The organism is Nocardioides jejuensis, from assembly GCF_004337475.1.
In the GTDB taxonomy this organism is placed as follows: domain Bacteria; phylum Actinomycetota; class Actinomycetes; order Propionibacteriales; family Nocardioidaceae; genus Nocardioides; species Nocardioides jejuensis.
This window is the reverse complement of record NZ_SJZJ01000004.1, coordinates 1-26,751: the sequence shown is the minus strand read 5'-3', so window position 1 is coordinate 26,751 and position 26,751 is coordinate 1. Positions and strand designations below refer to the sequence as shown.

Here is a 26,751-nt window from a genome sequence, read left to right as displayed (position 1 = left end):
ACACCTGCCCCGTGTCGAGGGATTGCGGATAGGTTTCGGACATGGATCTGATCCCCAAGCCCGATCAGGTTGCTTCCGCGGCGAGCAACGTTGCCAGCAAAGTCCTCCACGGCGGCGTGGCCGACCTGCGACCGATGCCCCGCACCCTCATCGACGAGGGCCCGCTGCGCTTCGTCTTCCGCTACGACCGCGCGGAGGGCGTCGACGTGTTCGGCGACCCCGTCCTGCTGGTCATGCCGCTGGCGGCGCCGTCGAGCTGTTACGACCTGCGGCGCACCTGCTCCCTGGTCGAGCACTTCGTCAACGCCGGCCGGCCGACGTACCTCGTGGAGTACGGCGAGGTGGCGTTCAAGGACCGGGCGCTCGGGTTCGAGCACTGGATCGACGAGGTGCTGCCCTCGGCGATCGACGCCGTCCACCGTGACACCGGTCGTCGTCCGGTCCACCTCGTGGCGTGGAGCCTGGGCGGGATCTTCTCGGTCCTCACGCTGGCCGCGCACCAGGACCTGCCGGTCGCCTCGCTGACCACGATGGGCTCGCCGTGGGACATCGCGAAGGTGCCGCTCCTCGCACCGATCCGGCCGCTGCTCAACGCGAACCTGCCCGAGCCGCTCCGGGTCATCACCAAGGGCTACCAGGTCCTCGGGGGCGCACCGAGCACGCTGGTCCGGTGGGGCTTCCAGCTCTCGGCCGTGGACAAGCTGGTCACCAAGCCACTGGTCACGGTCCAGCACCTCGACGACACCGACTACCTCGCCCAGCTCGAGGCCGTCTCGGCGTTCGGGCGCGACATGATGGCCTACCCGGGCCGCACCTTCGGGCAGCTCTACCACCGGGTGATCCGCAACAACGAGCTGCGCACCGGGCGCCTGGAGCTCGGTGAGCGCACCATCGATGTCCGCGACGTGAAGGTGCCGGTGATGGTCATGGGTGGCGAGACCGACGGCATCGCCCCGCTTGGCGCCGTACGCCCGATCGTCGCGATGCTGAAGGGAGCCCCAGCCGTCCGCTGGGAGGCCGTCCCGGGCGGCCACCTCGGCATGGTCACCGGCCGTGCAGCCCGGACGAAGACCTGGCCGCTGATCGACGCCTGGCTCGACCAGTGGGCCTCGGCCGGCACCTCCCGCATGGGCATCGGCGCGAACCCCAGGCGCCGCCACTCGTCCGCCGGCTCGCGGGCCCTCACGTCGAAGCTGAAGTCGTGAACGCGCGCAACGCCCTCGTCCTGCTCGCGGTCGGCGCCCTGCTGGGCGCCGCCTCCGGTCTGTACGCCGTCCCGGCCACCGCGCTCGCGGGTGCAGCCCTCTGCGTGGTGGCCAGCACGGTCCTGGCCCGCGACACCGACGGTCGGCGTACCTCCGACGGCGTGGTCGCGGCGGACGCGTTCAACGTGGCCCGCGTGGGCGCGCTCCTCGGGGCGGCTGGCAGTGCGATGGCCCTCGCCCGTGTCGGTTCGTCCACCGTCGTCGGCTCGCTCGCGGTGGTCGCGCTGCTCCTCGTCATCCGGAGCGGATCAACCGGTCTGCACGCCGCGCTGGCCGACGCGTGGCGCTCCGCCGCCGCCGTCCGCATCGCCCGCTCGGCGTTCGTGGTCGTCCCTCTCCTCGGGCTCGCGCTGGCTCTCGAGACCTCGGGCAGCGGACCGTCCTGGACGGGGTCCGTCGTCGACGTGCTCCGGGCGGCAACGCTGGTCGTCGCGGTGTGGTTCGCAGCGTTCTGTGTCTCCGCGCGCGACGCGGTCACCGCCTGACTCACCGGTTTCCGGACCGGATTCACACAGATCCGGTTGGTCGATTCCGTGGACCGCGGCGGCGCGCCCGGTGTTGCATCGGGGAATGTCTCTCGACCTGAACCGCCGGCACCTCCTCGGCAGCACGGCAGCCGCCCTCGGCGTACTGGCCATGGACGGGCTCGGCACGCAGGCCACCGCCGCGACGCTGCAGGGCTCCCTGCCCGCTCGCGTCGACACGGTGGTCGTCGGCGGCGGGCTCTCCGGACTCGTCGCAGCCCGTGAGGTCGCGCGGTCCGGGCGATCGGTCCTCGTCGTCGAGGCACGGTCACGCGTCGGTGGCCGACTGCTCAACCATCGGCTCACGACCGGCGGCACCATCGAGGCGGGCGGGGCGTTCATCGGCCCCACCCAGGACCACGTCGCCGCGCTGGCCGCCGAGCTCGGCGTCGCGACCTTCCCCGAGTACGTCGACGGCAAGAACGTCTACGTCTCGAAGCTGCTCGGCCGGCAGACCTACTCCGGCACCGTCCCGCCGGACCCGACCATCCTGCTCGACGCCCTGCTGCTGCTGAAGCAGCTCGACGGCTGGGCCGCCGAGATCGACGTCGCCGCACCGTGGGCGCACCCGAAGGCGAAGCAGTGGGACGCGACGACGCTCGCGGCGTACGTCCGTGGGCACTCGGTCAACGGCGCCGGCATCATCAACCTGCTGAAGTCGTGGACGCAGCCGGGCTTCGGCGCCGACCCGGACCAGCTCTCCCTGCTCTTCGTCATCCACTACATCGCCTGCTCCGGCAACGAGACGACGAAGGGCACCTTCAACCTGAACGCCGACACCGCAGGCGGCGCGCAGGAGCGGCGCTTCGTCGGCGGATCGCAGCGCCTGCCGCTCGCGTTGGCCAGCCAGCTCGGTGACACCGTGGCGCTCAACGCGGCCGTGCGGCAGGTCGACCAGGTCGCCGGCGGGGCGGTCGTGCACACCGCACGGGGCACCGTGGCGTGCCGCCGCGTGATCGTGGCCTGTCCCCCGCCGCTCGTCCTCGACATCGTCTGGAACCCCGGCCTCCCCGCCGCGCGACGCACGCTGTTGCAGCAGATGAAGATGGGCCGCCTGATGAAGTGCGACGCGGTCTACGAGACGCCGTTCTGGCGCGAGGCGGGGCTGTCCGGCATGGGTGTCAGCGACAACGGCGCGGTGCGCGTGGCGTTCGACAACGGCGTTCCCTCCACGGGGCACGGCATCCTGCTGGCGTTCGTCGGGGGCACGACCTGGGCGCAGTTCGGCACGCTCTCGCTCGACGCCCGTCGCGCGGCCGTGCTCGCGGGCTTCGCGAAGATGTTCGGCAAGCAGGCGCTCTCGCCGATCGACTACACCGAGCACGACTGGACCCACGAGCGCTGGACGCGGGGCGCACCCGTGGCGGTCATGGGGCCGGGCACGATGTCGACCGTCGGCTCCTCGATCCGTACGCCGCACGGCCGCGTGCACTGGGCCGGCACCGAGACCTCGACGTACTGGACCGGCTACATGGACGGCGCTGTCCGGGCCGGGCAGCGGGCGGCAGCGGAGGTCATCGCCGCTCCGTGACGACTGCGCGCCGATCGCCTAGGTTGGCGCGCGTGACACTCGACGTACTCGTGGAGAAGGGGCTGGTCGCTCGTGACTGGGCCGAGGCGCTCGCTCCGGTGGAGGGGCAGATCGCCGCGATGGGCGACTTCTTGCGGGCAGAGCTGGCTGCCGGGCGTCGCTACCAGCCCTCGGGCGACCGCGTGCTGCGGGCGTTCCAGCGCCCTCTGGCCGACGTCCGCGTGCTGGTCGTCGGGCAGGACCCGTATCCCAACCCGGACCATCCCGTCGGGTTGTCGTTCTCGGTGCCGCGTGAGGTGGCGCCGCTGCCGCCGAGCCTGGCCAACATCTACGCCGAGCTGGAGACCGACCTCGGTGTCGCCCCTGCCACTCACGGCGACCTGTCGGCGTGGGCAGATCGGGGCGTCATGCTCCTCAACCGGGTGCTGACGGTCGAGCCCGGCAACTCCAACAGCCACAAGGGCAAGGGGTGGGAGGCCGTGACCGAGCACGCCATCAGGGCCCTCGCGCAGCGTGGTGGACCACTCGTGGCGATCCTCTGGGGCAACGACGCGCGGCGGCTGCGGCCGTGGCTCGGCGACGTCCCGGCCATCGAGTCCGCGCACCCGTCACCGCTGTCGGCGTACCGCGGGTTCTTCGGGTCGAAGCCGTTCAGCCAGGTCAACGACCTGCTGGTCGCTCAGGGGGCCGCGGCTGTCGACTGGTCGCTCCCGGCCTAGGTGCTCGTGCCACCCGTGGAATAAAGTTGAAGTGTCAACCATTGGAGTGGACATGACGACGATGCCAGCCCTGTACATCGGCCACGGCTCCCCGATGCTGTTCGAGGACCCGCTGTGGTCGGCACAGCTCACGTCCTGGGCGCAGGACCTGCCGCGGCCGAAGGCGATCCTGATCATCTCCGCCCACTGGGAGAAGGCGCCGCTGTCGCTCACCGCGAACCAGGCGCCCCTCGTCTACGACTTCGGCGGCTTCGACCCGAAGTACTACCGGATGACCTACGAGACCCCGGACTCCACGTGGCTCGCGCAGCGCATCACCAAGGCGATGCCCGACGGCATGGAAGTGCACCAGCACCGCACCCGCGGACTCGACCACGGCGCCTGGGTGCCGCTCAAGATCATGTACCCGGCCGCCGACATCCCCGTGCTGCAGATGTCGATGCCGACCCGCGACCCCTACCAGCTGCTCGGCCTCGGCCAGCGCCTGCGGGAGCTGCGCGAGGAGGGCGTGCTGATCATCGGGTCGGGCTTCATGACCCACGGCCTGCCGTTCCTGCGGGACTGGTCGATCGACGCCGCGGCCCCCGGCTGGTCCTCCGACTTCGACCTTTGGGCCAAGGAGGCCCTGGAGCGCGGCGACATCGACGAGCTCGCGGCGTACCAGTCGAAGGCCCCGGGCATGCCCTACGCGCACCCCACCGTCGAGCACTACACGCCGCTCTTCCTGACCCTCGGCGCAGCGACCGACCCGACCGCTGCGCCGGACCAGCGGATCGACGGCTTCCACGTGGGCCTGTCGAAGCGGAGCTTCCAGGTCGCCTGAGGAGCCGGGGGTTTCGTTGCGGTGCATCCACGGCGCAATGGATGCGCCACAGGCGAACCAAATCGGAGCCGCGTGTCGGAATCGAACCGACGGCATCTGCTTTACAAGAGCAGCACTCTGACCAACTGAGTTAACGCGGCGTGCGCTGCCCTGAGGACAGCGCACGCCATCGTAGCCAAGCGACCTGCCGCTCGCTCAGTCGGCGTACAGCGCCTCGATCACGTCGGCGTACTTGGCGTCGATCGGCTTGCGCTTCAGCTTCATCGTCGGGGTGAGCTCGTCGCCGCCGGGCAGCCAGTCGACGTCGAGGATCCGGTACCTCTTGATCTGCTCGACCCGCGAGAGCCGGCCGTTGGCCTCCTCGACGGCCATGGCGACGGCTGCCACCACGCCCGGATCGGCATACAGGGCCGCGGCGGAGGCGTCGGCGAGGCCCGCCTGCGCGGCGTACGCGGCGCACGCGTCGGGGTCGAGCACGAGCAGCGCAACGTTGTACGGCCGACGGTCACCGATCACCACCGCCTGACCGATCAGCGGGTGGGCAGCCTTCATGACCTGCTCGATGTTGGCCGGCGACATGTTCTTGCCGCCTGCGCTGATGATCAGCTCCTTCTTGCGGTCGACGATGGTCACGAAGCCCTCGTCGTCGATGGTCGCGATGTCGCCCGTGTGCAGCCAGCCGTCCGCGTCGATGGCCTCGGCGGTCTTCTCCGGCAGCCCGCGGTAGCCATGCATCAGCGTGGGCCCGCGGAAGAGCAGCTCGCCGTCGTCGGCGAGCGTCACCTCGCAGCCGGGCAGGACCTGGCCGACGGTGCCGATCCGGATGTCGTCGGTGCGGTTGACCGTGCCGACGCAGGAGATCTCGGACATGCCCCAGAGCTCGCAGATGGGCAGGCCGAGGTCGAGGAAGAACTGCAGCACCTCGGGCGCGATGGGCGCCGCACCGGAGACCGACCACGTCACCTGGTCGAGACCGAGCAGCTGCAGGACACCGGCGCGCATCTCGGCCGACAGGGCCGCCGGGTCGGTGATCCCCTTGGCCTCGAGCGCCGCCTTGATCTTCTCCCAGACCCGCGGAACGGCGCCCCACAAGGTCGGCCTCGCGTCGGCGAGCGCCCCCACGATCGCCTTCGGGTCGTCGACGTAGGTCACCTGGATGCCGAAGACGAGGTGGTTGTACTGCGAGGCCCAGCGGTCCGCGACGTGCGCGAACGGCAAGTACGACGCCGCCCGGTCGTCCGGGGTCGCCGGGAGGATCTGCTGAACACCGCGGAGCTGGGCCAGCATGCCGCCGTGCGTCAGCTCCACACCCTTGGGCGGACCCGTGGTGCCCGAGGTGTAGATCAGCGTGAGGACGTCCTCGGGGCCAACCGCGCGCCACGACGCCTCGAAGTCGAAGTCGACGTCACCCTTCGCCTCCAGGTCGGCGAACGAGAGCGTCCCGTCGCCGCCGTCGACGCTGATGACCGTCGAGAGATCGACCCCGGAGCCCCGCACTCCCGCGAGGAACCCCTGCTGCGTGGCCACCACCCTGCAGCCCGCGTCGCCCAGCAGATAGGCCAGCTGCTCCGGCGAGGAGGTGTTGTAGACGGAGAACGGGATCGCTCCCAGATGCAAGGCTGCGGTATCGATCATGGCCGCCTCCGGCCGGTTCACCATCATGATCCCGACGGTGTCGCCGGCCCGGACACCGCACGCAGCGAGGCCCGCAGCGAGGCGGCGCACCCGCTCGCCGTACTCGAACCACGTGATCTCGACAGCCCCGCCGGGGATGCGCAGCGCAACCTGGTCGGGACGGTGACGAACCGTCACCTGGAAGGCTTCACAGAGGCTTGCGGCGTCGAGCGCCGGGACGGTTCGCGTCTGGTCCATGCCGCATCGTTGGCCGTCCGCCAGCAGCGTGGCAAGGGGTTCGCCGAAATCGGCCGTCAGTCGGTCAGGTACGCCGCGGCCTCGTCGTTCCAGCTGGGCTGCTTGCCTGCCTGCACGGGCCGCCCGAGGGTCAGGTCGACCAGGTCGTGGATCCGGCGGTACTCGCTGCCGATCGCGTCGTACTGCAGCCAGACGATCATCTTCGACCCGGCAGGTCGCCCCGCGAGCACGTCGAGCTGCGAGCGGACCGCCGGCCACCGCGGGTCCGCTGCGGCATCGGCATTGACCAGCTGCCGGGCGCGCCGTTCCCTCATCTGGAGCGCCATCAGGATCTCGAGCTGCCCGGGCCGGGCACCCGGGTTGAAGTCCTCACCGTCCATGGGGGTGCCGAAGTAGGCAACCGAGGTCCGCACGCCCTTCGGTTTCGGCAACGTCGTGACCGAGCGCTCGTACGCCGCGACCCAGTCGGCGGTCAGCGGCCCCAGCGTGCCCAGACGCGCATGCGGCGCCTCGATCACCAGCCGGGGCGCCGCGGACAGCACCGGGTCCGCCCGGATCGCGCGCAGCGTCGCCCGCATGTCCGGGGACTGCACCCGCCACTGCTTCATGAGGTCGTCGCCGAAGATCGTCACGCGCCCGCCGAGCGCAGCATGGGCAGCCAGGAGCAGGCGGGCATTCGCAAGGTTGGCCGCATGCGAGCGTCGGGAGCGGGCCATCGAGGCGCCCTCGGGCAGCCACCCGTCGTCGTACCGCGTGGTGTGGGCGTCGAGGTAGACCGCGGTGGTGCGCTCCTCGCCGGCATCGGCGCCACGCCACGCGGCAAGCCGGTCGAGCACAGCGGCGACCTGTTCCGCCGTCGCATCCCCGCGCATGTCGACCACGGCGTCCCAGGCGTAGTAGTCGGTGTCGAGCGCGCGACGCTCGACACTGGCGGCGCGCACGCCGGGCAGGTCCCGGAACCTGTCCGCGGCATCGGCGCCGCCGCAGCCGGCGAGCAGCCCCGCTGTCAGCGCTGCCACCAGCCAGGTCGCCAGCGCGGCCCTGATTCCCCGTGTCTTCATCCGCCCATCATGCAATGCGAAGGGCCCGCGCACCGGACGGTGCGCGGGCCCTTCGACGTCGGGCTCGGATCAGCCGACGTTGATCTTGTGGCTGAGCGAGGGCGTCGCCGGCAGCGAGGTGGTGCGGTTGGCGTAGGCGTCGTCGACGTGCACGACGCTGCCCTCGGGGTCGTTGCTCCAGACCGAGGCGATGCCGACCGAGAGCTGGGTGGTGTTGTCGAGGCAGGACGTCGGCACGGAGACCTGCATCGTCTTCGCCCCGAAGTCGATCGACTGGCTCATCCCGGCACAGGTGAGCGCGCCACCCGAGGCGTCGACGAGGTCGAAGAGGAGCTGGCCACCCGAACGGACCAGGCGCACGGTGCGGTTCACACCGGCCTTCGTCTGGATCCGCACGGCCTCGCCCTGCATGCCGTCGTCGAACGAGGTGAGCCCACGGAAGGTCGTCGTCACCGTGACCGTCGTGGCGCCGGCGTTGATCGTGATGGCGGAGATGTCGCCCTGCGCTCCGTTGTCCGCGACGCAGTTGGCGCCGTTCGCGTCGCACTGCACCATGTCGCTGGTCTGGTCGGTGTCGTTCGCGATCGCACCGTCAGCAGGTGTCGCAAAACCGGCAATTGCCACGACGGCGGCAGTTGCCGTCACAAAACGGACCAATCGGAGCATGGGCCGAAGCGTAAGCGGACCGGCCCCCTCCCGCACGACCGTCGCGTTTCCGGTCCAGACCGCCTGCGCCCGTAGACTCCTCCGGTGGCCCTCAGGATCTATGACACCGCCCGACGAGACGTCGTCGACTTCGTGCCCCTCGTCGAGGGTCGCGCCGGCATCTACGTCTGCGGCCTGACCGTCCAGTCGGAGCCCCACGTCGGCCACATCCGTTCGGGCGTCAACTTCGATGTCCTGCGCCGCTGGCTGGCCGCCTCGGGCTACGACGTCACGTTCATCCGCAACACCACCGACATCGACGACAAGATCCTCACCAAGGCCGCCGAGCAGGGCCGTCCGTGGTTCAACCTCGCCTACGACATGCACCGCGAGCTCACCAAGGCGTACGCCGCGCTCAACGTCGCGCCGCCGACGTACGAGCCCGCGGCGACCGGCCACGTGCCGGAGATGATCGAGATGATCGCGCTGCTCATCGAGCGCGGCCACGCCTACCCCGCGGCCGACGGCTCCGGTGACGTCTACTTCGACGTCCGCTCCCTTGCGGACTACGGGTCGCTGACGCACCAGAAGATCGACGACATGGAGGCCGCCGCGGATGCAGATCCGCGGGGCAAGCGCGACCCGCGCGACTTCGCCCTGTGGAAGGGCCGCAAGGAGTCCGAGCCGGAGACGGCGTCCTGGCCGTCTCCGTGGGGCCGCGGGCGCCCGGGCTGGCACATCGAGTGCTCGGCGATGGCCGGCAAGTACCTCGGCGAGGCCTTCGACATCCACGGCGGCGGCGTCGACCTGCGCTTCCCCCACCACGAGAACGAGCAGGCCCAGTCCCGCGCTGCCGGTCACGGCTTCGCGACGTACTGGATGCACAACGCCTGGATCACCACCGCCGGCGAGAAGATGAGCAAGTCGCTCGGCAACTCGCTCGTCGTCCCGTCGGTCCTCGAGCGCGTGCGGCCGATCGAGCTGCGGTTCTACATGGTCGCCGCTCACTACCGCTCCAACGTCGAGTTCAGCTTCGAGGCGCTCGACGAGGCCGCCGTCGGCTTCCAGCGGATCGAGGGCTTCCTCGAGCGCGCCGGGATGCCGGACGCCTCGACGGAGCTCCGGGCCGCGTTCGTCGACGCGATGGACGACGACCTCGGCACCCCCTCCGCCGTCGCCGCGATCTACGACGCGGTGCGCGACGGCAACAAGCTGCTCGGTGATGGCGACACCACCGGTGCGGCGGACGTCGCCTCCGACGTACGGGCGATGCTCGACGTGCTCGGTCTCGACCCGCTCGACCCTGCCTGGGGCACCTCGTCCTCCGGCGACAACGACAAGCTCACCCTGGCCGTCGACGCCCTCGTCGCCGGCCTCCTCGAGCAGCGCAACGCTGCCCGTGCGGCGAAGGACTTCGCCGCTGCCGACGCGATCCGCGACCGGATCAAGGCCGCCGGCATCGTCCTCGAGGACACCCCTACTGGCACGAAGTGGAGCCTCTGATGGCCGGCAACTCACAGCGCAAGGGCGCGATCAAGAAGAGCGGCAAGGGCAACCCGACCGCCGGCTCCGGCGGGCGCGTGCGCCGTGGCCTCGAGGCGAAGGGACCGACCCCGAAGGCCTCCGACCGCGAGTACCACAAGCAGTACAAGATCAAGGCGGCCAAGGAGAAGGCGGAGGCCCGCCGACCGGGCCCCCGCAAGCGCGCTGCCGGTGACGCCGAGTGGATCATCGGCCGCAACCCCGTCGTCGAGGCACTGCGCGAGGGCGTCCCGGTCAACGCGCTGTACGTCGCCGAGGGCGCCGAGCGCGACGGCCGCCTCCGCGAGGCGTTCCAGCTGTCCGCCGAGCTGGGTATCCCGCTGCTCGAGGTCACCAAGCCCGAGCTCGACCGCATGTGCGGCTTCGGCGGCAACCAGGGCCTCGCGGCCCGCGTGCCGGCGTACCAGTACGCGCACCCGGACGACCTGCTCGACGTGGCGAAGGACGCGCAGGAGCCCGCCCTCATCGTCATCCTCGACCACATCACCGACCCGCGGAACCTCGGCGCGATCGTGCGCTCGGCCGCGGCGTTCGGCGCCCACGGTGTGGTCATCCCGGAGCGTCGCTCGGCCAGCATGACCGCCGCTGCCTGGAAGACCTCCGCCGGTGCCGCCGCACGCCTCAAGGTCGCGCAGACGGTCAACCTGAACCGTCAGATCAAGGAGTACCAGGAGGCCGGCTGCACCGTCATCGGCCTCGACATGGACGGCGACCTCACGACCGCCGACATCCACGAGGTGGCCGACGGCCCGCTCGTGGTCGTCGTCGGCTCCGAGGGCGACGGGCTGTCGCGCCTGGTCGCCGAGAACTGCGACCGGATCATCTCCATCCCGATGGTCAACTCGGTCGAGTCGCTCAACGCGGGTGTCGCCGCCTCGGTCGTCCTGTACGCCGTGGCTCAGTTCCGCGCCTGACCCGTCCGCCCGGGGCCCTTCCGTAAGGAAGGGGAACCCCGAGCCGTGGCTGGGTCTGGCGGGAGGCCGCGAGGAACGAGCGGCCGGATGGTAGGCCGGGGTCCCCTTCCTGGAGGAAGGGCTCCGGGCGCCCGTCAGCTGAGCCCGTAGCCGGTCGGGAAGGCGTGCTGGGCGTCGCGCATGACGTAGGCGACGCCGTGGGACTTCCGCAGCCAGGCTGCCTCGAACTGACCGCGGTCGTAGGTCCGCTTCACGGCTGCGTCACTGGATGCGGCCGGGTCGTTGACCAGCACGTCGCCCGACGAGGTGAAACCGGTGACGACGACGAGGTGGCCGGCGGTGCTGCTGATCGGCGCGCCCGACAGCTGGCCGGACGAGAACGAGATCGACAGCTCGACCGGGATGCCCGCCGCGATGAACTTCTCGACATCGCGCAGCGACGCGAAGCGGGTGACGGCCGTGTGTGTCAGTCGGGTGCCGGCGTAGGCGGTGTTGAAGGGCCAGTTGCCGGCGCCGTCGTACTGGAAGTCGAAGACGCGACGGGCGACCTCGTCGACCCACGGGTCGGCGTACGAGGAGTTGACCCAGGCGTACTCGCTGGCCGTCGGCTTGACCCCGTAGTAGCCGAGGACCATGGAGAGCGAGGTCGGCGAGCACCACGCCTGTCCGCCACCGCCGTAGTTCGGGTACTGGCCGCGGTGGATCATCTGCGAGTACGCCGGCACGGCCAGCGCGCGGGCGCCCAGCAGCGGGGCGGACACCGGAGGCACCGACGAGGCGAGCTGTGACGCGACGGCGCCGATCGAGTGAACCGCGGGCGTCGCGGTGCTGCCGGTGGCGCGGTAGAGCTGCACCTTGAGCGTGTACGCCGTGAACGCGACGCCGCTGTCGGCGCGGAGAGTGTCGGTGGCGACCGTGGAGAGCCCGTCGGCCTGCGCGTCGAGGCTGCGTCGCAGGTCCTCGTCGGTGCCGCTGCTCCAGCGACCGAAGCTCTGCCAACTGGTCGTCTTGCCCGCGGCGGTCTTCGCGCGGACCTGGAGCGCGACGAACGTGCCCGTCGGTGTCGTCGCACGCCACGACGGAACGAGCTCAGTGAAGCCGTGGCCCGGCGTCACCCACGGCGACTGCCATGCCGCCCAGTCGAAGGAACGGCCGCCGACGGTCACGCTGCCGGCGCGCTGCGCCAGCCGGACAGAGCCACTCGCAGCGACCGTGCCGCGCGCGGTGCCAGCCGCCCAGTCGGGCTGGCTGGTGACCTCGCGGTAGCTGTTGCGCGCCGGGGTCGACGCCGCCAGCTCGGCCTGCGCCCGGGGACTGCTCGCGACGGCAGGGCCCTTCGCGCGCTCCGCAGCCTGCCGCGAGGCGGAACTGTCGAGCAGCGCGACGTAAGCGAGCAGGGCCATCAGCACGGTCACCGCCACGGCGAAGCGCAGCCGGAGACCGTCGAGTCGCGGGTCGAGGATCAGGCGTCGCAGCTGCACGCCTCGACTTTATCGAGCCGCAGGCCTCAGCCGACGGTGAATCGCCGCGCGTGCCAGCCGGTCGCACCGGCCGGGGCCACATCGCGTTCCACGCCTGTCTGCACCGTGCCGTCCACGTCGATCGCGCGCACCCGGACGACGTGATCGCCGTCGGCGAGGTGCTCCGTGGCCGACCACTGCACCCAGGTGTCGCGGTTGGGCGAGCCGTCGGGGCGCACCGCGGCCCCGCCGGTCTCTGCCGGCAGCCACGGGCCGCCGTCGACGGCGTACTCCACACGGGAGATGCCGGTGTGCTGCGCCCACGCGACCCCGCCGATCCGGACCGGCCCGCGAGGCAGGTCCGCGCCGTCACGAGGCACGTCGATGCGCGAGCTCATCTGCAGCGGCGCCCGCTCGGCCCAGCCGAGGTCGACCCAGTACGCCGAGATCCGGTCGAAGCGGGTCACCTCGATGTCCACGACCCACTTGCACGCGGAGACGTAGCCGTAAAGACCCGGGACGATCACCCGCGCCGGGAAGCCGTGCTCGATCGGCAGCGGGTCGCCGTTCATCGCGAAGGCGATCATCGCCTGACGGTCGTCGGTAAGCGCCTCGAGCGGCGTACCGCAGGTCCAGCCGTCCTCCGAGGTCTGCAGGACCGCGTCGGCCCCGGCCTTGACCCCGGCCTCCTTCAGCAACGGCGCGATCCGTACGCCGCTCCACCAGGCGTTGCCGATCAGGTCACCGCCGACCGGGTTCGAGACGCAGTTGAGCGTGATCCAGTCCTCGGTGATCTCGCGGTCGAGCAAGTCCTGATAGGTCAGCACGACCTCGCGCTCGACCATCCCGTGGATGCGTAGCCGCCATGTATCCGGGTCGATCGCGGGCTTCGTGAACGCCGTGTCGATCAGGTAGAAGTCGGAGTTCGGCGTCTGCCAGCGCGTCACGCCCGGGACGTGGACGCTCACGCGCTTCGGCACCACGGGGCGACTGACCGGCAGGTTGAGGAGGCGGCGGGCCTGCTCCACACGACGTCGCCCGTGGCCGACGATCGGACCGAGCAGCGCCGTGCCGGCGCCGATCACCGTGATCACACCGGCACGGATCAGGACCGTACGACGTGAGGCGTCGACGAGCGCCGCCCGCGACGGGCCGTCGGCAGGTCCATCCGACGGCTCCGGAGCGCGCTCCGCAGCACGCTCCCTGTGCATCGGCTCGGTGAGCCAGGACAGGGCCAGCACCCAGGTGACCACGCCCAGCGCCACCGGCAGCGCGTCGTCGATCTTGCTGTCCTCGCGGGTGAGCGCGGCAACCGCAGCGACGGCGCCGAGGAAGCCGAACGCCGGCAGCGGCGCCCACCACGCACGAGCCGCGAGTCGGCCGGCCGAGAGCAGCACCACGATCGTGACCAGCGCGATGATCACGCCCAGGATCGCCTTGTCGTGGGTGCCGACGCGCTGGATGAACCAGTGCGACACGGGACCCGGAGTGAGCGAGATGACCAGCTCGGCGACAGCGTCGAACGGCGACAGCCGCCGGCCGAGGTACTGCGTCGCGCCGTAGGAGACACCGAAGCCGGCGAGACCGGCCACCAGCCCGGCCGCGCCCCAGGAGAGACGGACTCTGCTCACACCCCCATGCTCCCATCCGTCATGATCGTCCGGTGAGCATCCCCCGCATCGGCATCGGCACCGACGTCCACCGCTTCGCCGACGGCGTTCCGATGTACCTCGCGGGCCTGCACTGGCCCGACGAGCCAGCGGGCCTCGAGGGCCATTCCGACGCGGACGTCGCCTGCCACGCGGCGTGCGACGCGCTGCTGTCCGCGGCGGGTCTCGGCGACCTCGGCAGCAACTTCGGCACGGCCGAGCCCGAGTGGGCAGGAGCCGCTGGAACCGCACTTCTGGCCGAGACCGTACGCCGCGTGCGCGCCGCCGGCTTCGAGGTCGGCAACGTCGCCGTGCAGGTCATCGGCAACCGGCCGCGGATGGCCGCCCGCAAGGCCGAGGCCGAGCAGGTGCTGAGCCAGGTCGTCGGCGCGCCCGTGTCGGTCTCCGCGACCACGACCGATGGACTCGGTCTCACCGGTCGGGGCGAAGGCATCGCCGCGATCGCCACCGCGCTGGTCTTCCTGCCCTGAGACGGGGCTCGTGCCGCGCCGAGACGGGCCCTGTGCGGCACTTCTCCACAGGCGCACCGGCACGGGCCTCGTCTCGGCGCGGCACACGCCCCGTCTCGGCGCGGCACACGCCTCGTCTCAGCGCGGCACACGCCCCGTCTCGGCGACGGGGAGGGTCAGGCGGCGATGCTGAGAGCTGCGAGCGCCTCGCGGTAACGGTCCGCGATCAGACCGGCGATCGCCGCGTCGGCACCGAGCACGTCGGCAACGACAGCAGCACCGGCCTCGGTCGCCAGCGTCGCGACCTTGCGGGAGAAGAACCCCGGAGAGAGCAGGTACGTCGACACGGCGACGTCGCCGTACAGCGACGCCTCGGCCACAGCGCTCTCGATCGAACGACCGGCGCCGGAGACGGTCGCGGTGAGCACCGGGCCGCCCCAGACCCGGGCGAGGTAACGCGCGGCGGCCACGAGGTCCGGCACGGCGTCGGGGTCGTTGGAGCCGGCCGCGACGAGGACGACCGGCTGGCCCGGCTTCGCGCCGGCCTCGACCAGCCGGGCGCGCTGCACAGCGGCGAGCACCGGGTCAGGCCCGAGCGGTCGGGTCAGCGCTGCCGGTCCGCGCGAGCCTCGCACGGCAGCAGGGATGTCGACCTTCACGTGGAAGCCGGTCGACAGCAGCAGCGGCACGACGACAGTCGGCGCCACCGACGACGCCAGCACGTCGGCGACGAGCGGCTCGCACAGCTCGACGTACGACGTGGTGGCCTCGACGCCGAGCAGCTCGGCTGCCTGTGCCGTCAGCGAGGCAGCGATCCGGTTGCCCGCCACCACGCGGGTGCCGTGCGCGACCGTGACAAGGCGGCTCATGACTCGACCACCAGGCGATAGCCGCGCTTGACGACCGTCTGCACGAGGCGCGTGCCGATCGCGGCGCGCAGACGCGCGACGGCCATCTCGACCGCGTGCTCCGACGACGCCTGGCCCGTGGGCAGGCAGCCGAGGAGGTCGCGGCGGGAGACGACGTGACCGGGGTTCACGACGAGGGCGTGGAGGACCGACAGCGGCGCGGGCGAGAGCCGCACCTCGACGCCGTCGACCAGGATCACGTCACCGTGCATGAGCAGGGTGTGTCCCGCGACCTCGAGGGCGGTGCCCTCGCGGCGCGACGGCAGTTCGGTCTCGAGCAGCTTGACCATGGCGGCGAGGCGGTTGCGCTCGGGCTGCACCGTCGGCACGCCCCACATCTCGAACGCCGCAGCGGTCACCGGGCCGACGCAGGTCGCGACGACGTCCGCCTGGAAGGCCGCGACGACGTCCTCGCGGCGACCGACGACGCCGGCCATCTCCATGAAGGTGGCAACGGCCGGGGCCGAGGTGAAGGTGACCGCGTCGAGCTTGCGGTCCGCGACGTGCTCGACCATGCGGAAGACGGGCTCCGGGTCCCCGACGCCCTCGATCCGGTAGATCGTGACGACGTGGACGTTGGCTCCCTGGCGACGCAGCGCGTGCGCGACGTTGTTGAGCGACTGGCCGTGCTCCTGCACGACGATCCGCTTGCCGGTCAGGTCACGGCCGCGCAGGTGGGCCAGCACGTCCTCGAACGTCTCCGACTGCGGCGACCACAGCTCGCGCAGCCCGTGGGAACGCAGCGCACCCACCGACTTCGGACCGCGCGCCAGGATCTCGGCGGAGCCGAGTGCGGAGAGCAGCAGGTCCAGCAGGCCCCACGACTCCGCAGCGGTGAACCACGACCGCAGGCCGATGCCGGTGGTGGCCACGAAGAGGTCCACCGGACCGCCGAGCACCTCGAGCGTCTGCTGACGCAACGCGTCCTCGTCGATCTGGTACGGCTCGATCGAGAGCACCGGGGCTGTCTCGACAACCGCGCCACGGCGTTCGAGCAGCGCGACCTGCTCGTCGACCTTGCGCGCAGCGGTGACGCCGATGCGATACCCCTCGAGCGCGCGCACGCCCTCGTCGAGGGTCGCCTCGGCGACCTGGCTGCTCATCGCTTCCTCGGACCCACCAGCACGAGACCATCCTCCACCCGGACCTCGTACGCCGGGACACTGACGCCCGCGTCGTCGAGGCACGCACCGGTGCGAAGGTCGAAGGCCTGCTTGTAGACCGGCGAGGCGACGAACGGGATGTCGCCACGGGTACCCACGATGCCGCGCGCGATCACGCTCGACTTCGAGAACGGGTCGTAGTTGCCCAGCGCGAAGACCTGGTCGTCGTACGTCCGGAAGATGGCGACGGCGTGACCGGCGACGAGCGCGGTGGCTCCCCGCTCCCGCTCGAGCTGCTCGAGACGGCAGATGGAGATGAAGTCAGCAGTCTTCGTCACTGGGGCGCTCCAACCGGGATGGACGAACCGAGGGAGACGGGCTCGTCGAACGTGACAGGGCGGATCTGACCGCGGTCCTCGGTGAACGAGATGTTCGGGTCCGGGGTGCCGGGCGCATTGATGAAGGAGACGAAGCGAGCGACCTTCTCCGGGTCCTCGATCGTGGCCTTCCACTCGTCGAAGTAGGTGTCGACGTGGCGGGCCATCTCGTTCTCCAGCTCCTCGCCGAGGCCGAGGGAGTCGTGGAGCACGATCTCCTTGACCCGGTCGAGGCCGCCGTCGAGCTGGTCGATCCAGGTCGACGTGCGCTGCAGGCGGTCGGCGGTCCGCACGTAGTACATGAGGAACCGGTCGAGGTACTTGAGCAGGTCTTCCTTGGACAGGTCGCCGGCCAGGAGCTGCGCGTGCGCGGGAACGGCGCCGCCGTTGCCGCCGACGTACAGGTTCCAGCCCTTCTCCGTCGCGATGACGCCGAAGTCCTTGCCGCGGGCCTCCGCGCACTCACGGGCGCAGCCGGAGACTCCACCCTTGAGCTTGTGCGGCGAGCGCAGGCCGCGGTAGCGCAGCTCGAGCTCGATCGCCATGGCGACGGACTCCTGGACGCCGTAGCGGCACCACTCGGAGCCGACGCAGGACTTCACGGTACGCAGCGACTTGCCGTAGGCGTGGCCCGACTCGAAGCCGGCGTCGACGAGGCGCTTCCAGATCTCCGGGAGCTGCTCCATGCGGGCACCGAACATGTCGATGCGCTGGCCACCGGTGATCTTCGTGTACAGGTTGAAGTCGCGGGCGACCTCACCGATGACGATCAGCTTCTCCGGGGTGATCTCGCCACCGGGGATGCGCGGGACGACCGAGTAGGTGCCGTTGATCTGGAGGTTGGCCAGGTAGGCGTCGTTGGTGTCCTGGAGGGCACCCGTCGTCTTGTTGTCGAGGACGTGGCCGTTGAACTGCGAGGCCAGGATCGAGGCGATCGCGGGCTTGCAGATGTCGCAGCCGCGACCCGTGCCGTGGGCCTCGACGACCGCGTCGAAGCTCTTCAGCTGACCGATCTTGATGAGGTCGAAGAGCTCCTGGCGCGAGTAGGCGAAGTGCTCACAGATGGACTTGTCGACGGCCTTGCCGGACTTCTCCATCTCCTCGGTGAGGAGGTTCTTCAGGATGTTGGTGCAGGAGCCGCAGACGGTGCCGGCCTTCGTGCACTGCTTGATCGCAGGAACGTCGGTGAGCTCCTCGTCGTGGATCGCCTTGCAGATCTCGCCCTTGGTGACGTTCATGCAGGAGCAGACCTGCGCCTCGTCGGGCATGCCGATCTGGGCGGTGCCGCGCGACGCCGGAAGGATCAGGTCCTCGGGGTTCTCCGGCAGCGCGATGCCGCTGGAGACCATCGGCCGCAGGATGCCGTACGACGACGCGTCGCCGACCAGGATGCCGCCGAGGAGCTTGGTGCAGTCCTCGGAGATCACGAGCTTCTTGTAGACACCGGCGACGGCGTCCGAGTAGACGAGCTCGAGCGCACCCTCGGTCGTCGCGAACGCGTCACCGAAGGACGCGACGTCGACGCCCATGAGCTTGAGCTTGGTGGACATGTCGGCGCCCAGGAACTCGCCCGGGCCCTCGAGCAGCGCGTCGACCGCGACCTCGGCCATCGTGTAGCCGGGGGCGACCAGGCCGTACATCCGGCCACCGGGGGCGGCGCACTCGCCGATCGCGTAGATCGACTCGTCGGAGGTCTGCATGTTCGGGGAGACCAGGATGCCGCCACGCTCGGCGACCTCGAGGCCGCAGTCGCGGGCCAGCTGGTCGCGGGGGCGGATGCCGGCCGAGAAGATGACGATGTCGGCCGGGAGGACCTCGTCGACGTCCTTGAACTTGAGGCCGGAGACCTTGCCGTCCTCGACGCCGTCCTTGTCCGCGTCGATGAACTCGGTCATCACACCGGTGTGGACCGTGAGGCCCAGCTTCTCGATGTGGCGCTTCAGGGTCGCGCCGCCGGCGTCGTCCACCTGGACGGCCATGAGGCGCGGGGCGAGCTCGACGACGTGCGTCTCGACCTCGAGCTTGTGCAGTGCGTTGGCCGCCTCGAGACCGAGGAGACCACCACCGATGACGACGCCGGCCTTGGCGGTCTTGGCCGCCTCCTCGATCGCCTGCAGGTCCTCGATCGTGCGGTACACGAAGACGTTCTTCAGGTCCTTGCCCGGCACCGGCGGCACGAACGGCGCAGCACCCGTGGCGAGCACGAGGACGTCGTACGCCTGCGTGGTGCCGTCGGAGAGCGCGACCGTCTTGGCCTCGCGGTCGATGGCGGTCACCTCGGTGTTGAGGGTGACGACCGCACGCGGGTCCTCGTACTTGCCGCCCGGCAGGAACGACAGCGCGTCGGCGCCGACCTCGTAGTACGAGGTGAGGGCGACGCGGTCGTACGCCTCGCGGGGCTCCTCGCCGTAGACGATGACGTCATACCGCTCGGTGAGGCCACGCTCGATGGCGGCCTGGACAAAACGGTGACCGACCATGCCGTGACCGGCGACTACCAGGGTCTTGCGAGTGCTCATGGGGACCTGCCTTTCAGCTCGTCCCCAACGCTAAAGACGCAGTGTGCCCGGTGAGTTTCCGAATGTTTCGGGCAGGAAACAGATCACGCACCCACAGACCCGAATGTTGCATCTGCGCGCACGCCCCCGCGTGGCGTGACCGACGTCACGCACACGGCGGCGGGGCTCAGACCGGCGCCTTGGCCGACTCAATGAGCTCCTTGACGACCGATGCGCATCCCCCACAGCCCGTGGTGGCACGCGTCTTCTCGCGCGCCTCCTCGAACGTGCGGCAGGCGCGGATCCGGCCGGCGCTGACGCCAGCACAGGCGCAGACCTCGGCCTCGTCGGGCAGCAGGATCGAGCTGTCGGCCTCGAGGCGCTCCGCCATCAGCAGCTCACCCGGCTCGGAGTCGGCGAGGATCGTGCGGCGGTCGAAGAGCTGGGTGATCAGGCCGATGCGCGACAGGTCACCGATCAGCGTGCCCGCGACGATGATGTTGCCGTCGACGACGAGCTTGCGGTGCGTGCCGACGATCGGGTTGGTCACCTCGACGACGTCGCCCTCGGTGTGCTCCGGGTCGCCGAGCACGGCGACGTCCAGGCCGGTGGCGCGCAGCCGGGCCACGGCACGGGACCCCGCGTACTTCACGTCCTCGCCGGTCAGGTGGGCGGCGAGCAGGGACGCCTGCTCCCACGCCGGCGGCACGAAGCCGGTCACCTTGCCGTCGTGCTCAGCGCAGTCACCGATCGCGAAGATCGCGTCATCGTCGATCGACTGCAGCTGGTCACCGACCACGACGCCGCGGCGTACGGTCAGGCCGGCACGGCGGGCCAGCGCGGTCGAGGGACGACCGCCGGCGGTGAGCACGACGAGGTCGGTCTCGAGCGAGAAGCCGTTGTCGAGCTTGAGACCCTCATCGGTCAGCCGCACCGCGCGGGCACCGGTGTAGACCTCGGTGCCGAGCTTCTTGAGGTGACGCTTGAGGACCGTGCCGCCACGGCGGTCGACCTGCTGCGACAGCAGGTGCTCGGTGCCCTCGACGACCTCGGTCGCGACGCCGCGGACGCTGAGCGCACGGGCCACCTGGAGGCCGAGCAGTCCGCCGCCGACGACGACGGCCCGCGAACCCTCCGGCAGCGCCTCGACGGCTTCGATCAGGCGCTCGCAGTCCGCCAGGCTCCGGAAGGCGTGGACCTTCGGGTGCAGCGATCCGTCGAGCTGCACGAGGCCGCGGATCGGGGGCAGCGTCGGGATCGCGCCGGTGGCGAGCACCAGCTTGTCGAACTCGATCTTGGTGCCGTCGACCAGCATCACGTCGCGCAGCTCGCGCTCGACCTCGAGCACGCGGGCGCCCGTGCGCAGGTCGACGCCCTGGCCGGCGTACCACTCGGGCTGGCGCAGCGTCAGCGCGTCGATCGGGTGGGTGCCCTCGAGCACCGCCGACAGCAGGATCCGGTTGTACGCCGGGTGGTCCTCGTCGCCGAGCACGATGATGTCGCCGTCGTACTGGCGCGCGACGAGCTCCTCGACGAGCCGGGTCGTCGCCATGCCGTTGCCGACGATGACCAGCCGCTCGCGCCGCTTCCGCTGGTCGATCTTGTCTGCACTCATGCCGCACCCTCCGCCGTCGAGATCCGCGCCGCGCAGACCTTGAACTCCGGCATCCGGGAGTACGGGTCGAGCGCGTCGTTGGTCAGCTTGTTGGCGCCGACCCAGTGGAACGGCACGAAGACCGTGTCCTGCCGGATGGTCGCCGTGACCCTGACGGGAGCAACCATCGCACCGCGCCGAGTCTCGAGCGTGACCGACATTCCGTCAACGACGCCGATTCGCCGGGCGAGCATCGGGTGCAGCTCGACGAAGGCGCCCTCGTCGGGCAGGTCCTTGATGCGTCGGGTCTGGGCACCGGACTGGTACTGCGCGAGCACGCGGCCCGTCGTCAGGTAGAGCGGGAACTCCGCATCCGGCTCCTCCGCCGGGCCGCCGTGCTCCACGGCGATGAAGTTCGCGCGGCCGTCGGGGGTGAAGAAGCGGTCCGCGAAGAGGCGCTCGGTGCCGACCGTCCCGTCGGCGTTGACCTGGCCAGCAGGCGCGGGCCAGAAGACGCCCTTCTGCTCGGCGACGAGGTCCCACGTGATGCCGGAGTAGTCGGCCTTGCCACCCGCACTGGCCCGCCCGAGCTCACCGAAGATCTCCTCGGCATCGGTCGAGAACGCGATCGGCGACTTCAGCCGCTCCGCGAGGCCGCTGATGATCTCGAGGTCGCTGCGTACGCCTGCAGGCGGCGTGATCGCGCGCTGGCGCAGGATGACCCGGCCCTCGAGGTTGGTCATCGTGCCGCTCTCCTCCGCCCACTGCGTGATCGGCAGGATCACGTCGGCCCGCGCGGCGGTCTCGCTCATCACCATGTCGCAGACGACGAGCAGGTCGAGCGCATCCAGGCGCGAGCCCACGTGGTTGGCGTTGGGAGCGCTGACGATGATGTTGGACCCGAAGACCAGCAGGGCCTTGGGGCCGTTCTCCTGGCCGAGCGCATCCAGCAGCTCGTACGCCGACCGGCCCTTGCCCGGGATCGTGGCCGGGTCGATGCCCCAGACGCCGGCGACGTGCTCGCGCGCGGCCGGGTCGTCGATCATCCGGTAGCCGGGCAGCTGGTCGGCCTTCTGGCCGTGCTCGCGACCGCCCTGGCCGTTGCCCTGGCCGGTGAGGCAGCCGTAGCCGGCGTACTGCTTGCCGGGCATGCCGAGCGCGAGAGCGATGTTGATCCAGGCCACGACGGTGTCGGCGCCCTGGGCCTGCTGCTCCGCACCGCGGGCCGTCAGGATGGTGACCTTCTCCGCGGTGCCGAGGATCTCGGCGACCTCACGGAGCTCCGGCGCGGTGATGCCGGTGACGCGCTCGCCGCGCTCCGGCCACCAGGCCATGACGGAGGCCTTCACGGCGTCCCAGCCCGTCGTCCGCTCGGCCACGTAGGCCTCGTCGACGTGGCAGTTGCCGATGATCAGGTGGAGCAGAGACTGGGCGAGGGCGAGGTCCGAGCCCGGCACCGGCTGCAGGACGACGTCGGCGTTGGTGGCCGTCGAGGTCTTGCGCGGGTCGATCACGATGACCTTGCCGCCCTTCTCCCGCAGCGCAGAGAGGTGACGCGCTGCCGGCGGCATCGTCTCGGCCATGTTCGAGCCGACGAGCACGAGGACGTCGGTCTCCTCGATGTCCGCGAGCGGGAACGGCAGGCCACGGTCCACGCCGAAGGCGCGGATGCCGGCGTTGGCCGCCGAGCTCATGCACCAGCGGCCGTTGTAGTCGATCTGGGACGTGCCGACGGCGACCCGGGCGAACTTGCCGAGCTGGTAGGACTTCTCGTTGGTCAGGCCACCGCCACCGAAGATGCCAATCGCGTCCGCGCCGTGCTCCTCGCGGATGTCGGCGAGGCGGGCACCGACGAAGTCAAGCGCCTCGTCCCACGACACACCGCGGTACTCCCCCGTGACCTCGTCCTTGATCAGCGGCGTGGTGAGGCGCTCGGGGTTGCGGAGGAGCTGGGCGGAGGTGAAGCCCTTGCGGCACATCGCACCCTTGTTGACCGGGAACTCCGCCCACTCCGACACCTCGACAGTGCGCGACCCCTCAGGGCGCGAGAGCCGCATGCCGCACTGCAGGGAGCAGTAGGGGCAGTGGGTGGTGGTGCTCATGGGGTCTCCTCGCGGTGGCGGGATCGTGGGGCGAGTCTGGCAGCCGACGGGACGGACCCGTCTGCTCCGGTCAGATGCGGGCGTGCGCCAGGCTCGGGATGCGGTCGGTGAAGAGGTGCTTGCGGGTGAACTCGAACCAGGTCAGCACCAGGCAGAAGACGTAGTAGCCCGCGAAGACGATGAACGCCGTGCGGACCGCGGCGAACGGGTCGGACACCCACGGCGCACCGAAGGCCATCGGGATCAGGAAGCCACCGAGGGCACCCACCGCGCCGGCGATGCCGATGACCGCGGAGGCCTCCTTGGTCGCCCGGACGACGCCCGCCTCGTGCTCCGCGGAGGTCTCCGCGTCAGCGGTGTGCTTGTGACGCCAGATCAGCGGGATCATCCGGTACGTCGACCCGTTGCCCACGCCGGTCGCGGCGAAGATGAACGTGAAGCTGAGCAGGAACCAGACGAACAGGTGCTGGTTGCCGAGCGCGATCGCCGGGTCCTTGGCCGGGTTCGGCGTGACCTGCGCGAGCGTGGCGAGGACGCCGAGCGTGCCGAGGATCATCGCCACGAAGGCCCAGAGCGTGACGCGCGCGCCGCCGAAACGGTCCGCCAGCCAGCCGCCGACAGGACGGAAGAGCGCACCGACGAGAGCGCCGATGAAGGCGTACCAGGCGAAGTGGATGCCGGTGATCTGCGCGGTCTGCGGGTCGATGACCGCGAAGTTGAGGCGGATCAGGAGCGGCATCGCAGCGGCGTACCCGATGAAGGAGCCGAAGGTACCGATGTAGAGCAGCGACATCACCCAGGTGTGCTTGTGGCCGAAGAGAGCCAGCACCGCCTTGGGGCTGGACTTCGCGTCGCGCAGGTTGTTCATGTTCCGGAAGGCCAGGAACGCCGCGACCGCCGCGAGGCCGGCGTAGAGGTACGCCGCCACCTGCAGGTGCAGCACGCCGCCCTTGACCAAGCCGAAGCAGCCGCCGGCACCGACGACCATCGGCACGACGAACTGCATGACGGCGCCGCCGAGGTTGCCGCCGGCCGCGTTGAGACCCAGCGCGATGCCCTTGGCGCTCGCCGGGAAGAAGAAGTTGATGTTCGCCATCGACGAGGCGAAGCCACCGCCACCGAGGCCGACCAGCAGCGCGATGCCGACGAAGACGGCGTACGGCGTGCCCGGGTGCTGCACGAAGTAGGCGAACGAGAGCGTCGGCAGGAGCAGCAACGACGTCTTGATCGTCGCCCAGTTGCGCCCACCCAGCCGACCCAGCAGGAAGGTGTAGGGCAGGCGGAGCAGCGCGCCGACGAGGTTCGGCAGCGCGACCAGCAGGAAGAGCTGCGAGACCGAGAAGTCGAAGCCCTGGAACGGCAGGTAGGCCGCCAGGACCGAGAAGAGCAGCCAGACCGAGAAGCCGACGTGCTCGGCGAAGATCGAGCAGGCCAGGTTGCGGCGGGCGACCTCACGGCCCACGGCCTCCCAGTAGCCGTCATCCTCCGGGTGCCACTCGTCGATCCAGGTGCCACCGGCAGGGGCCGTGGAGGGGATCTGCGGCGGCGCAGCAAGGGTGGGGGTCATCGAGCCAGCTCCTCGAGTCGGAATACATCGCCAAGGTAGGTGCCGAGGATTTCGCGCCCGTTCCCGTTTGTTTCGCGGAGGTGACAACCTCTTCTCCACGCACACGACGCCGTACGCCGCCGGGGAGCTGGACCCGGCGACGTACGGCGTGTTCGTGGTGGCGTCCGTCAGATCTTGACGTGGCCGAGGGACTTGCCGGACTTCTTGAGGAAGAACCAGTAGGTCACGCCGAGGCAGATCACGTAGAAGGCGGTGAAGATCAGGAACGCCGACTTGATCGAGTCGACCGGGTTCGCCACCCACGGGGCGGTGAAGACGATCGGGATCAGGAAGCCGCCCAGGGCGCCGATGGAGCCGGCGAAGCCGATGACTGCCGACGACTCCTTGGTGGCGGCCAGCAGCGCCTGGTGACGCTCCTGCGTGCCCTCCTCGGTCGCCTCGGTGGCCTTGTGCTTCTGGATCAGCGGGATCATCCGGTAGGTCGAGCCGTTACCGATGCCGGTGAAGGCGAAGACCAGGAGGAAGAGCGTCAGGAACACCGGGAAGATGTGGTTGGCGTTCCAGGTGACGGCGTCGTGGACACCGATGAGGAAGGGGTTCGCGTCCCAGCCCGGGAAGGTGGTCGGGTCGGCCTTCCAGGCCTTCAGCTTCTCCGGGTCCGGCGGGGCGACGGACTTCATCTGGGTGAGCGTGTACCAGACACCGAGGGTGCCGAGGATCATGCCGGTGAAGGCGACGACGGTGACCTTGGCGCCGCCGTACTTGTCAGCGAGCCAGCCGCCGAAGGGACGGGCGATGGAGCCGACGAGCGCACCGAGGAACGCGTACCAGACGAAGTTGATGCCGATCGGGGCGGTCGGGACCGGGGCGCGGAAGAAGTTGATCTTGAGCAGCAGCGGCATCGCGGCCGAGTAGCCGATGAAGGACCCGAAGGTGCCGATGTAGAGGAACGACATCACCCAGGTGTGCTTCTGCTTCAGGACAGCGAGCTGCTCCTTCGGCGAGGACTTCGCCTCACGCAGGTTGTTCATGAAGAAGAAGGCACCGAGCGCGGCGACGATCGCGAGACCGGCGTACAGGTAGCCGACGTACTCGAGGTGGACGTCCGGGACGAGCTTGCCCATCGCGTTCGTCTTCTTCGCGGCGACGACGAGGCCGAAGGCACCGCCCGCACCGACGATGATCGGCAGGAAGAACTGGATGAGCGCGACACCCAGGTTGCCGCCGGCGGCGTTGAGGCCGAGCGCAGCACCCTTGGCCTTGGCCGGGTAGAAGAAGTTGATGTTCGCCATCGAGGAGGCGAAGTTGCCACCACCGAAGCCGGCGGTCGCGGCGATCACCATGAACGCCCAGTACGGCGTGCCCGCGTTCTGCACCGCGACGGTGAAGAGCACGGTCGGGATCAGCAGCAGCAGCGCGCTGATGACCGTCCAGTTACGGCCACCGAACTTCGGCACCGCGAACGTGTAGGGGATGCGGACCAGGGAGCCGACCAGGTTGGGCAGGGCGATCAGGTAGAAGAGCTTGACCGACTTGCCCGTGGGGTCGACGTTGAAGGTGTCCAGGAACTCCGGGCGCTGCGCCACCATGAGCGCGGCCGAGACCGACCAGAGAAGCCAGACCGAGAAGCCGAGGTGCTCGGCGAAGATGGACCACAGCAGGTTCCGCTTGGCGATGGCCTTGCCACCGTTCTCCCAGAACGCGTCGTCCTCGGGACGCCAGTCCTCGATCCAGGTGCCGCCCTTGGCGGTCACGGCGGCCGCTGGGGCCGTGTATTCGGTAGTGCTCACGTCGTGCTCCAGACGCTTTGCCGGGATCCGCTGCGGCAGCTCTGGCGCTGCGGCTCTTCCGGGGGTGGGTCTCCGGTGCTGTCCACCGGGTTGGGAGAAACGTAGGAAGCGGACATTGCGGTGGGCCGCGCGCGCCGGACGGCCCTGCGTCAATAAAATCTCACCGCTTCACTGGACTTTCGTGACGGCTGTGTTTCGCGCAGTTACGGGCGTGGAAACCGGCATTCACCTCACGCTTGTGCATGCCTTCACAAGCGTGAGGTCGCCTGCACGAGGGCCGTGAGGTCGTGCGTGCGCACGCGAACATGGTGAAAATGCAGAAGGCCCCCGGCATCCG

Annotated in this window: 21 protein-coding genes and 1 tRNA gene; 8 read left to right on the top strand and 14 right to left on the bottom strand. The window is 70.2% G+C overall.

The window, feature by feature from the left end; genetic code table 11:
- The first annotated feature begins 41 nt into the window (after positions 1-41).
- The 5 genes from EPD65_RS03650 to EPD65_RS03630 all read left to right on the top strand — a co-directional run bounded on the left by EPD65_RS03650 (position 42) and on the right by EPD65_RS03630 (position 4,862).
- Complete coding sequence (locus EPD65_RS03650) at positions 42-1,205, top strand: alpha/beta fold hydrolase (RefSeq protein WP_207891393.1); 1,164 nt, start codon at positions 42-44, stop codon at positions 1,203-1,205.
- Positions 1,202-1,750 (top strand): hypothetical protein, encoded by a 549-nt coding sequence (locus EPD65_RS03645; RefSeq protein WP_131581812.1) that lies wholly within the window; start codon positions 1,202-1,204, stop codon positions 1,748-1,750. The genes EPD65_RS03650 and EPD65_RS03645 overlap by 4 nt, the downstream gene beginning before the upstream one ends.
- An 85-nt stretch (positions 1,751-1,835) precedes the next feature.
- On the top strand, positions 1,836-3,320 hold the full coding sequence (locus EPD65_RS03640) for a flavin monoamine oxidase family protein (protein WP_131581811.1): 1,485 nt from the start codon (positions 1,836-1,838) through the stop codon (positions 3,318-3,320).
- 32 nt (positions 3,321-3,352) lie between these two features.
- Entirely contained in the window at positions 3,353-4,039 is a 687-nt protein-coding gene (locus EPD65_RS03635) for a uracil-DNA glycosylase (RefSeq protein ID WP_279387550.1), read from the top strand.
- A 52-nt stretch (positions 4,040-4,091) separates the two neighbouring features.
- Positions 4,092-4,862 carry a dioxygenase family protein gene (locus tag EPD65_RS03630; RefSeq protein WP_131581809.1) on the top strand — a complete coding sequence of 257 codons (771 nt, stop codon included), beginning with the start codon at positions 4,092-4,094 and terminating at the stop codon, positions 4,860-4,862.
- A gap of 66 nt (positions 4,863-4,928) precedes the next feature.
- Here EPD65_RS03630 and EPD65_RS03625 read toward each other — a convergent pair.
- From EPD65_RS03625 to EPD65_RS03610, 4 genes are all read right to left on the bottom strand, one after another.
- Positions 4,929-5,002 (bottom strand) — tRNA-Thr (locus tag EPD65_RS03625).
- 55 nt (positions 5,003-5,057) lie between these two features.
- Positions 5,058-6,734 carry an AMP-binding protein gene (locus EPD65_RS03620; RefSeq protein ID WP_131581808.1) on the bottom strand — a complete coding sequence of 559 codons (1,677 nt, stop codon included), beginning with the start codon at positions 6,732-6,734 and terminating at the stop codon, positions 5,058-5,060.
- Between the two features lie 56 nt (positions 6,735-6,790).
- Positions 6,791-7,795 (bottom strand): hypothetical protein, encoded by a 1,005-nt coding sequence (locus EPD65_RS03615; protein ID WP_131581807.1) that lies wholly within the window; start codon positions 7,793-7,795, stop codon positions 6,791-6,793.
- A gap of 69 nt (positions 7,796-7,864) precedes the next feature.
- Complete coding sequence (locus EPD65_RS03610; protein ID WP_131581806.1) at positions 7,865-8,461, bottom strand: hypothetical protein; 597 nt, start codon at positions 8,459-8,461, stop codon at positions 7,865-7,867.
- Positions 8,462-8,545: 84 nt separating this feature from the next.
- Here EPD65_RS03610 and cysS point away from each other — a divergent pair, with 84 nt between their 5' ends.
- Both cysS and rlmB read left to right on the top strand, forming a co-directional pair.
- Positions 8,546-9,943, top strand: a complete 1,398-nt coding sequence (cysS, locus tag EPD65_RS03605; protein WP_131581805.1) for a cysteine--tRNA ligase — start codon at positions 8,546-8,548, stop codon at positions 9,941-9,943.
- Positions 9,943-10,896: a 23S rRNA (guanosine(2251)-2'-O)-methyltransferase RlmB gene (rlmB, locus tag EPD65_RS03600; RefSeq protein WP_131581804.1), complete on the top strand. Its 954-nt coding sequence runs from the start codon at positions 9,943-9,945 to the stop codon at positions 10,894-10,896. Before cysS ends, rlmB begins: the two co-directional genes overlap by 1 nt.
- Before the next feature lie 134 nt (positions 10,897-11,030).
- Here rlmB and EPD65_RS03595 read toward each other — a convergent pair whose 3' ends face one another.
- Both EPD65_RS03595 and EPD65_RS03590 read right to left on the bottom strand, forming a co-directional pair.
- Positions 11,031-12,377: a C39 family peptidase gene (locus tag EPD65_RS03595; protein WP_131581803.1), complete on the bottom strand. Its 1,347-nt coding sequence runs from the start codon at positions 12,375-12,377 to the stop codon at positions 11,031-11,033.
- 26 nt (positions 12,378-12,403) lie between these two features.
- Entirely contained in the window at positions 12,404-13,987 is a 1,584-nt protein-coding gene (locus EPD65_RS03590; RefSeq protein WP_131581802.1) for a molybdopterin-dependent oxidoreductase, read from the bottom strand.
- 32 nt (positions 13,988-14,019) lie between these two features.
- Here EPD65_RS03590 and ispF point away from each other — a divergent pair, with 32 nt between their 5' ends.
- The gene (gene ispF / locus EPD65_RS03585; RefSeq protein WP_131581801.1) at positions 14,020-14,496 is read left to right on the top strand and encodes a 2-C-methyl-D-erythritol 2,4-cyclodiphosphate synthase; all 477 of its coding nucleotides are present in this window, start codon (positions 14,020-14,022) and stop codon (positions 14,494-14,496) included.
- A gap of 155 nt (positions 14,497-14,651) precedes the next feature.
- On the opposite strand, the gene EPD65_RS03580 is transcribed toward ispF, so the two are convergent.
- The 8 genes from EPD65_RS03580 to EPD65_RS03545 form a co-directional block, all read right to left on the bottom strand.
- The gene (locus EPD65_RS03580; RefSeq protein WP_131581800.1) at positions 14,652-15,344 is read right to left on the bottom strand and encodes a sirohydrochlorin chelatase; all 693 of its coding nucleotides are present in this window, start codon (positions 15,342-15,344) and stop codon (positions 14,652-14,654) included.
- On the bottom strand, positions 15,341-16,486 hold the full coding sequence (locus EPD65_RS03575; protein ID WP_131581799.1) for a uroporphyrinogen-III synthase: 1,146 nt from the start codon (positions 16,484-16,486) through the stop codon (positions 15,341-15,343). The genes EPD65_RS03580 and EPD65_RS03575 overlap by 4 nt, the downstream gene beginning before the upstream one ends.
- Positions 16,483-16,824, bottom strand: coding sequence for a nitrite reductase small subunit NirD (gene nirD / locus EPD65_RS03570; protein WP_131581798.1), 342 nt, complete (start codon positions 16,822-16,824; stop codon positions 16,483-16,485). The genes EPD65_RS03575 and nirD overlap by 4 nt, the downstream gene beginning before the upstream one ends.
- Positions 16,821-19,382, bottom strand: a complete 2,562-nt coding sequence (nirB, locus tag EPD65_RS03565; protein WP_131581797.1) for a nitrite reductase large subunit NirB — start codon at positions 19,380-19,382, stop codon at positions 16,821-16,823. Before nirB ends, nirD begins: the two co-directional genes overlap by 4 nt.
- A 166-nt stretch (positions 19,383-19,548) precedes the next feature.
- Positions 19,549-20,976: an FAD-dependent oxidoreductase gene (locus tag EPD65_RS03560; protein WP_131581796.1), complete on the bottom strand. Its 1,428-nt coding sequence runs from the start codon at positions 20,974-20,976 to the stop codon at positions 19,549-19,551.
- Entirely contained in the window at positions 20,973-23,057 is a 2,085-nt protein-coding gene (locus EPD65_RS03555; RefSeq protein WP_131581795.1) for a molybdopterin oxidoreductase family protein, read from the bottom strand. Before EPD65_RS03555 ends, EPD65_RS03560 begins: the two co-directional genes overlap by 4 nt.
- A gap of 70 nt (positions 23,058-23,127) precedes the next feature.
- Positions 23,128-24,624 (bottom strand): MFS transporter, encoded by a 1,497-nt coding sequence (locus EPD65_RS03550; protein ID WP_131581794.1) that lies wholly within the window; start codon positions 24,622-24,624, stop codon positions 23,128-23,130.
- 167 nt (positions 24,625-24,791) lie between these two features.
- Positions 24,792-26,414 (bottom strand): MFS transporter, encoded by a 1,623-nt coding sequence (locus tag EPD65_RS03545; RefSeq protein WP_131581793.1) that lies wholly within the window; start codon positions 26,412-26,414, stop codon positions 24,792-24,794.
- Positions 26,415-26,751: the final 337 nt, after the last annotated feature.

Bases quoted from the DNA above. Each gene is read 5' to 3' on its own strand.
- EPD65_RS03550 (WP_131581794.1), bottom strand. From the start codon at position 24,624: ATGACCCCCACCCTTGCTGCGCCGCCGCAGATCCCCTCCACGGCCCCT.
- nirB (WP_131581797.1), bottom strand. From the start codon at position 19,382: ATGAGCACTCGCAAGACCCTGGTAGTCGCCGGTCACGGCATGGTCGGT.
- EPD65_RS03630 (WP_131581809.1), top strand. From the start codon at position 4,092: ATGACGACGATGCCAGCCCTGTACATCGGCCACGGCTCCCCGATGCTG.
- EPD65_RS03580 (WP_131581800.1), bottom strand. From the start codon at position 15,344: ATGAGCCGCCTTGTCACGGTCGCGCACGGCACCCGCGTGGTGGCGGGC.
- rlmB (WP_131581804.1), top strand. From the start codon at position 9,943: ATGGCCGGCAACTCACAGCGCAAGGGCGCGATCAAGAAGAGCGGCAAG.
- EPD65_RS03615 (WP_131581807.1), bottom strand. From the start codon at position 7,795: ATGAAGACACGGGGAATCAGGGCCGCGCTGGCGACCTGGCTGGTGGCA.
- EPD65_RS03610 (WP_131581806.1), bottom strand. From the start codon at position 8,461: ATGCTCCGATTGGTCCGTTTTGTGACGGCAACTGCCGCCGTCGTGGCA.
- EPD65_RS03650 (WP_207891393.1), top strand. From the start codon at position 42: ATGGATCTGATCCCCAAGCCCGATCAGGTTGCTTCCGCGGCGAGCAAC.
- EPD65_RS03640 (WP_131581811.1), top strand. From the start codon at position 1,836: ATGTCTCTCGACCTGAACCGCCGGCACCTCCTCGGCAGCACGGCAGCC.
- EPD65_RS03575 (WP_131581799.1), bottom strand. From the start codon at position 16,486: ATGAGCAGCCAGGTCGCCGAGGCGACCCTCGACGAGGGCGTGCGCGCG.
- EPD65_RS03555 (WP_131581795.1), bottom strand. From the start codon at position 23,057: ATGAGCACCACCACCCACTGCCCCTACTGCTCCCTGCAGTGCGGCATG.
- EPD65_RS03620 (WP_131581808.1), bottom strand. From the start codon at position 6,734: ATGGACCAGACGCGAACCGTCCCGGCGCTCGACGCCGCAAGCCTCTGT.
- EPD65_RS03560 (WP_131581796.1), bottom strand. From the start codon at position 20,976: ATGAGTGCAGACAAGATCGACCAGCGGAAGCGGCGCGAGCGGCTGGTC.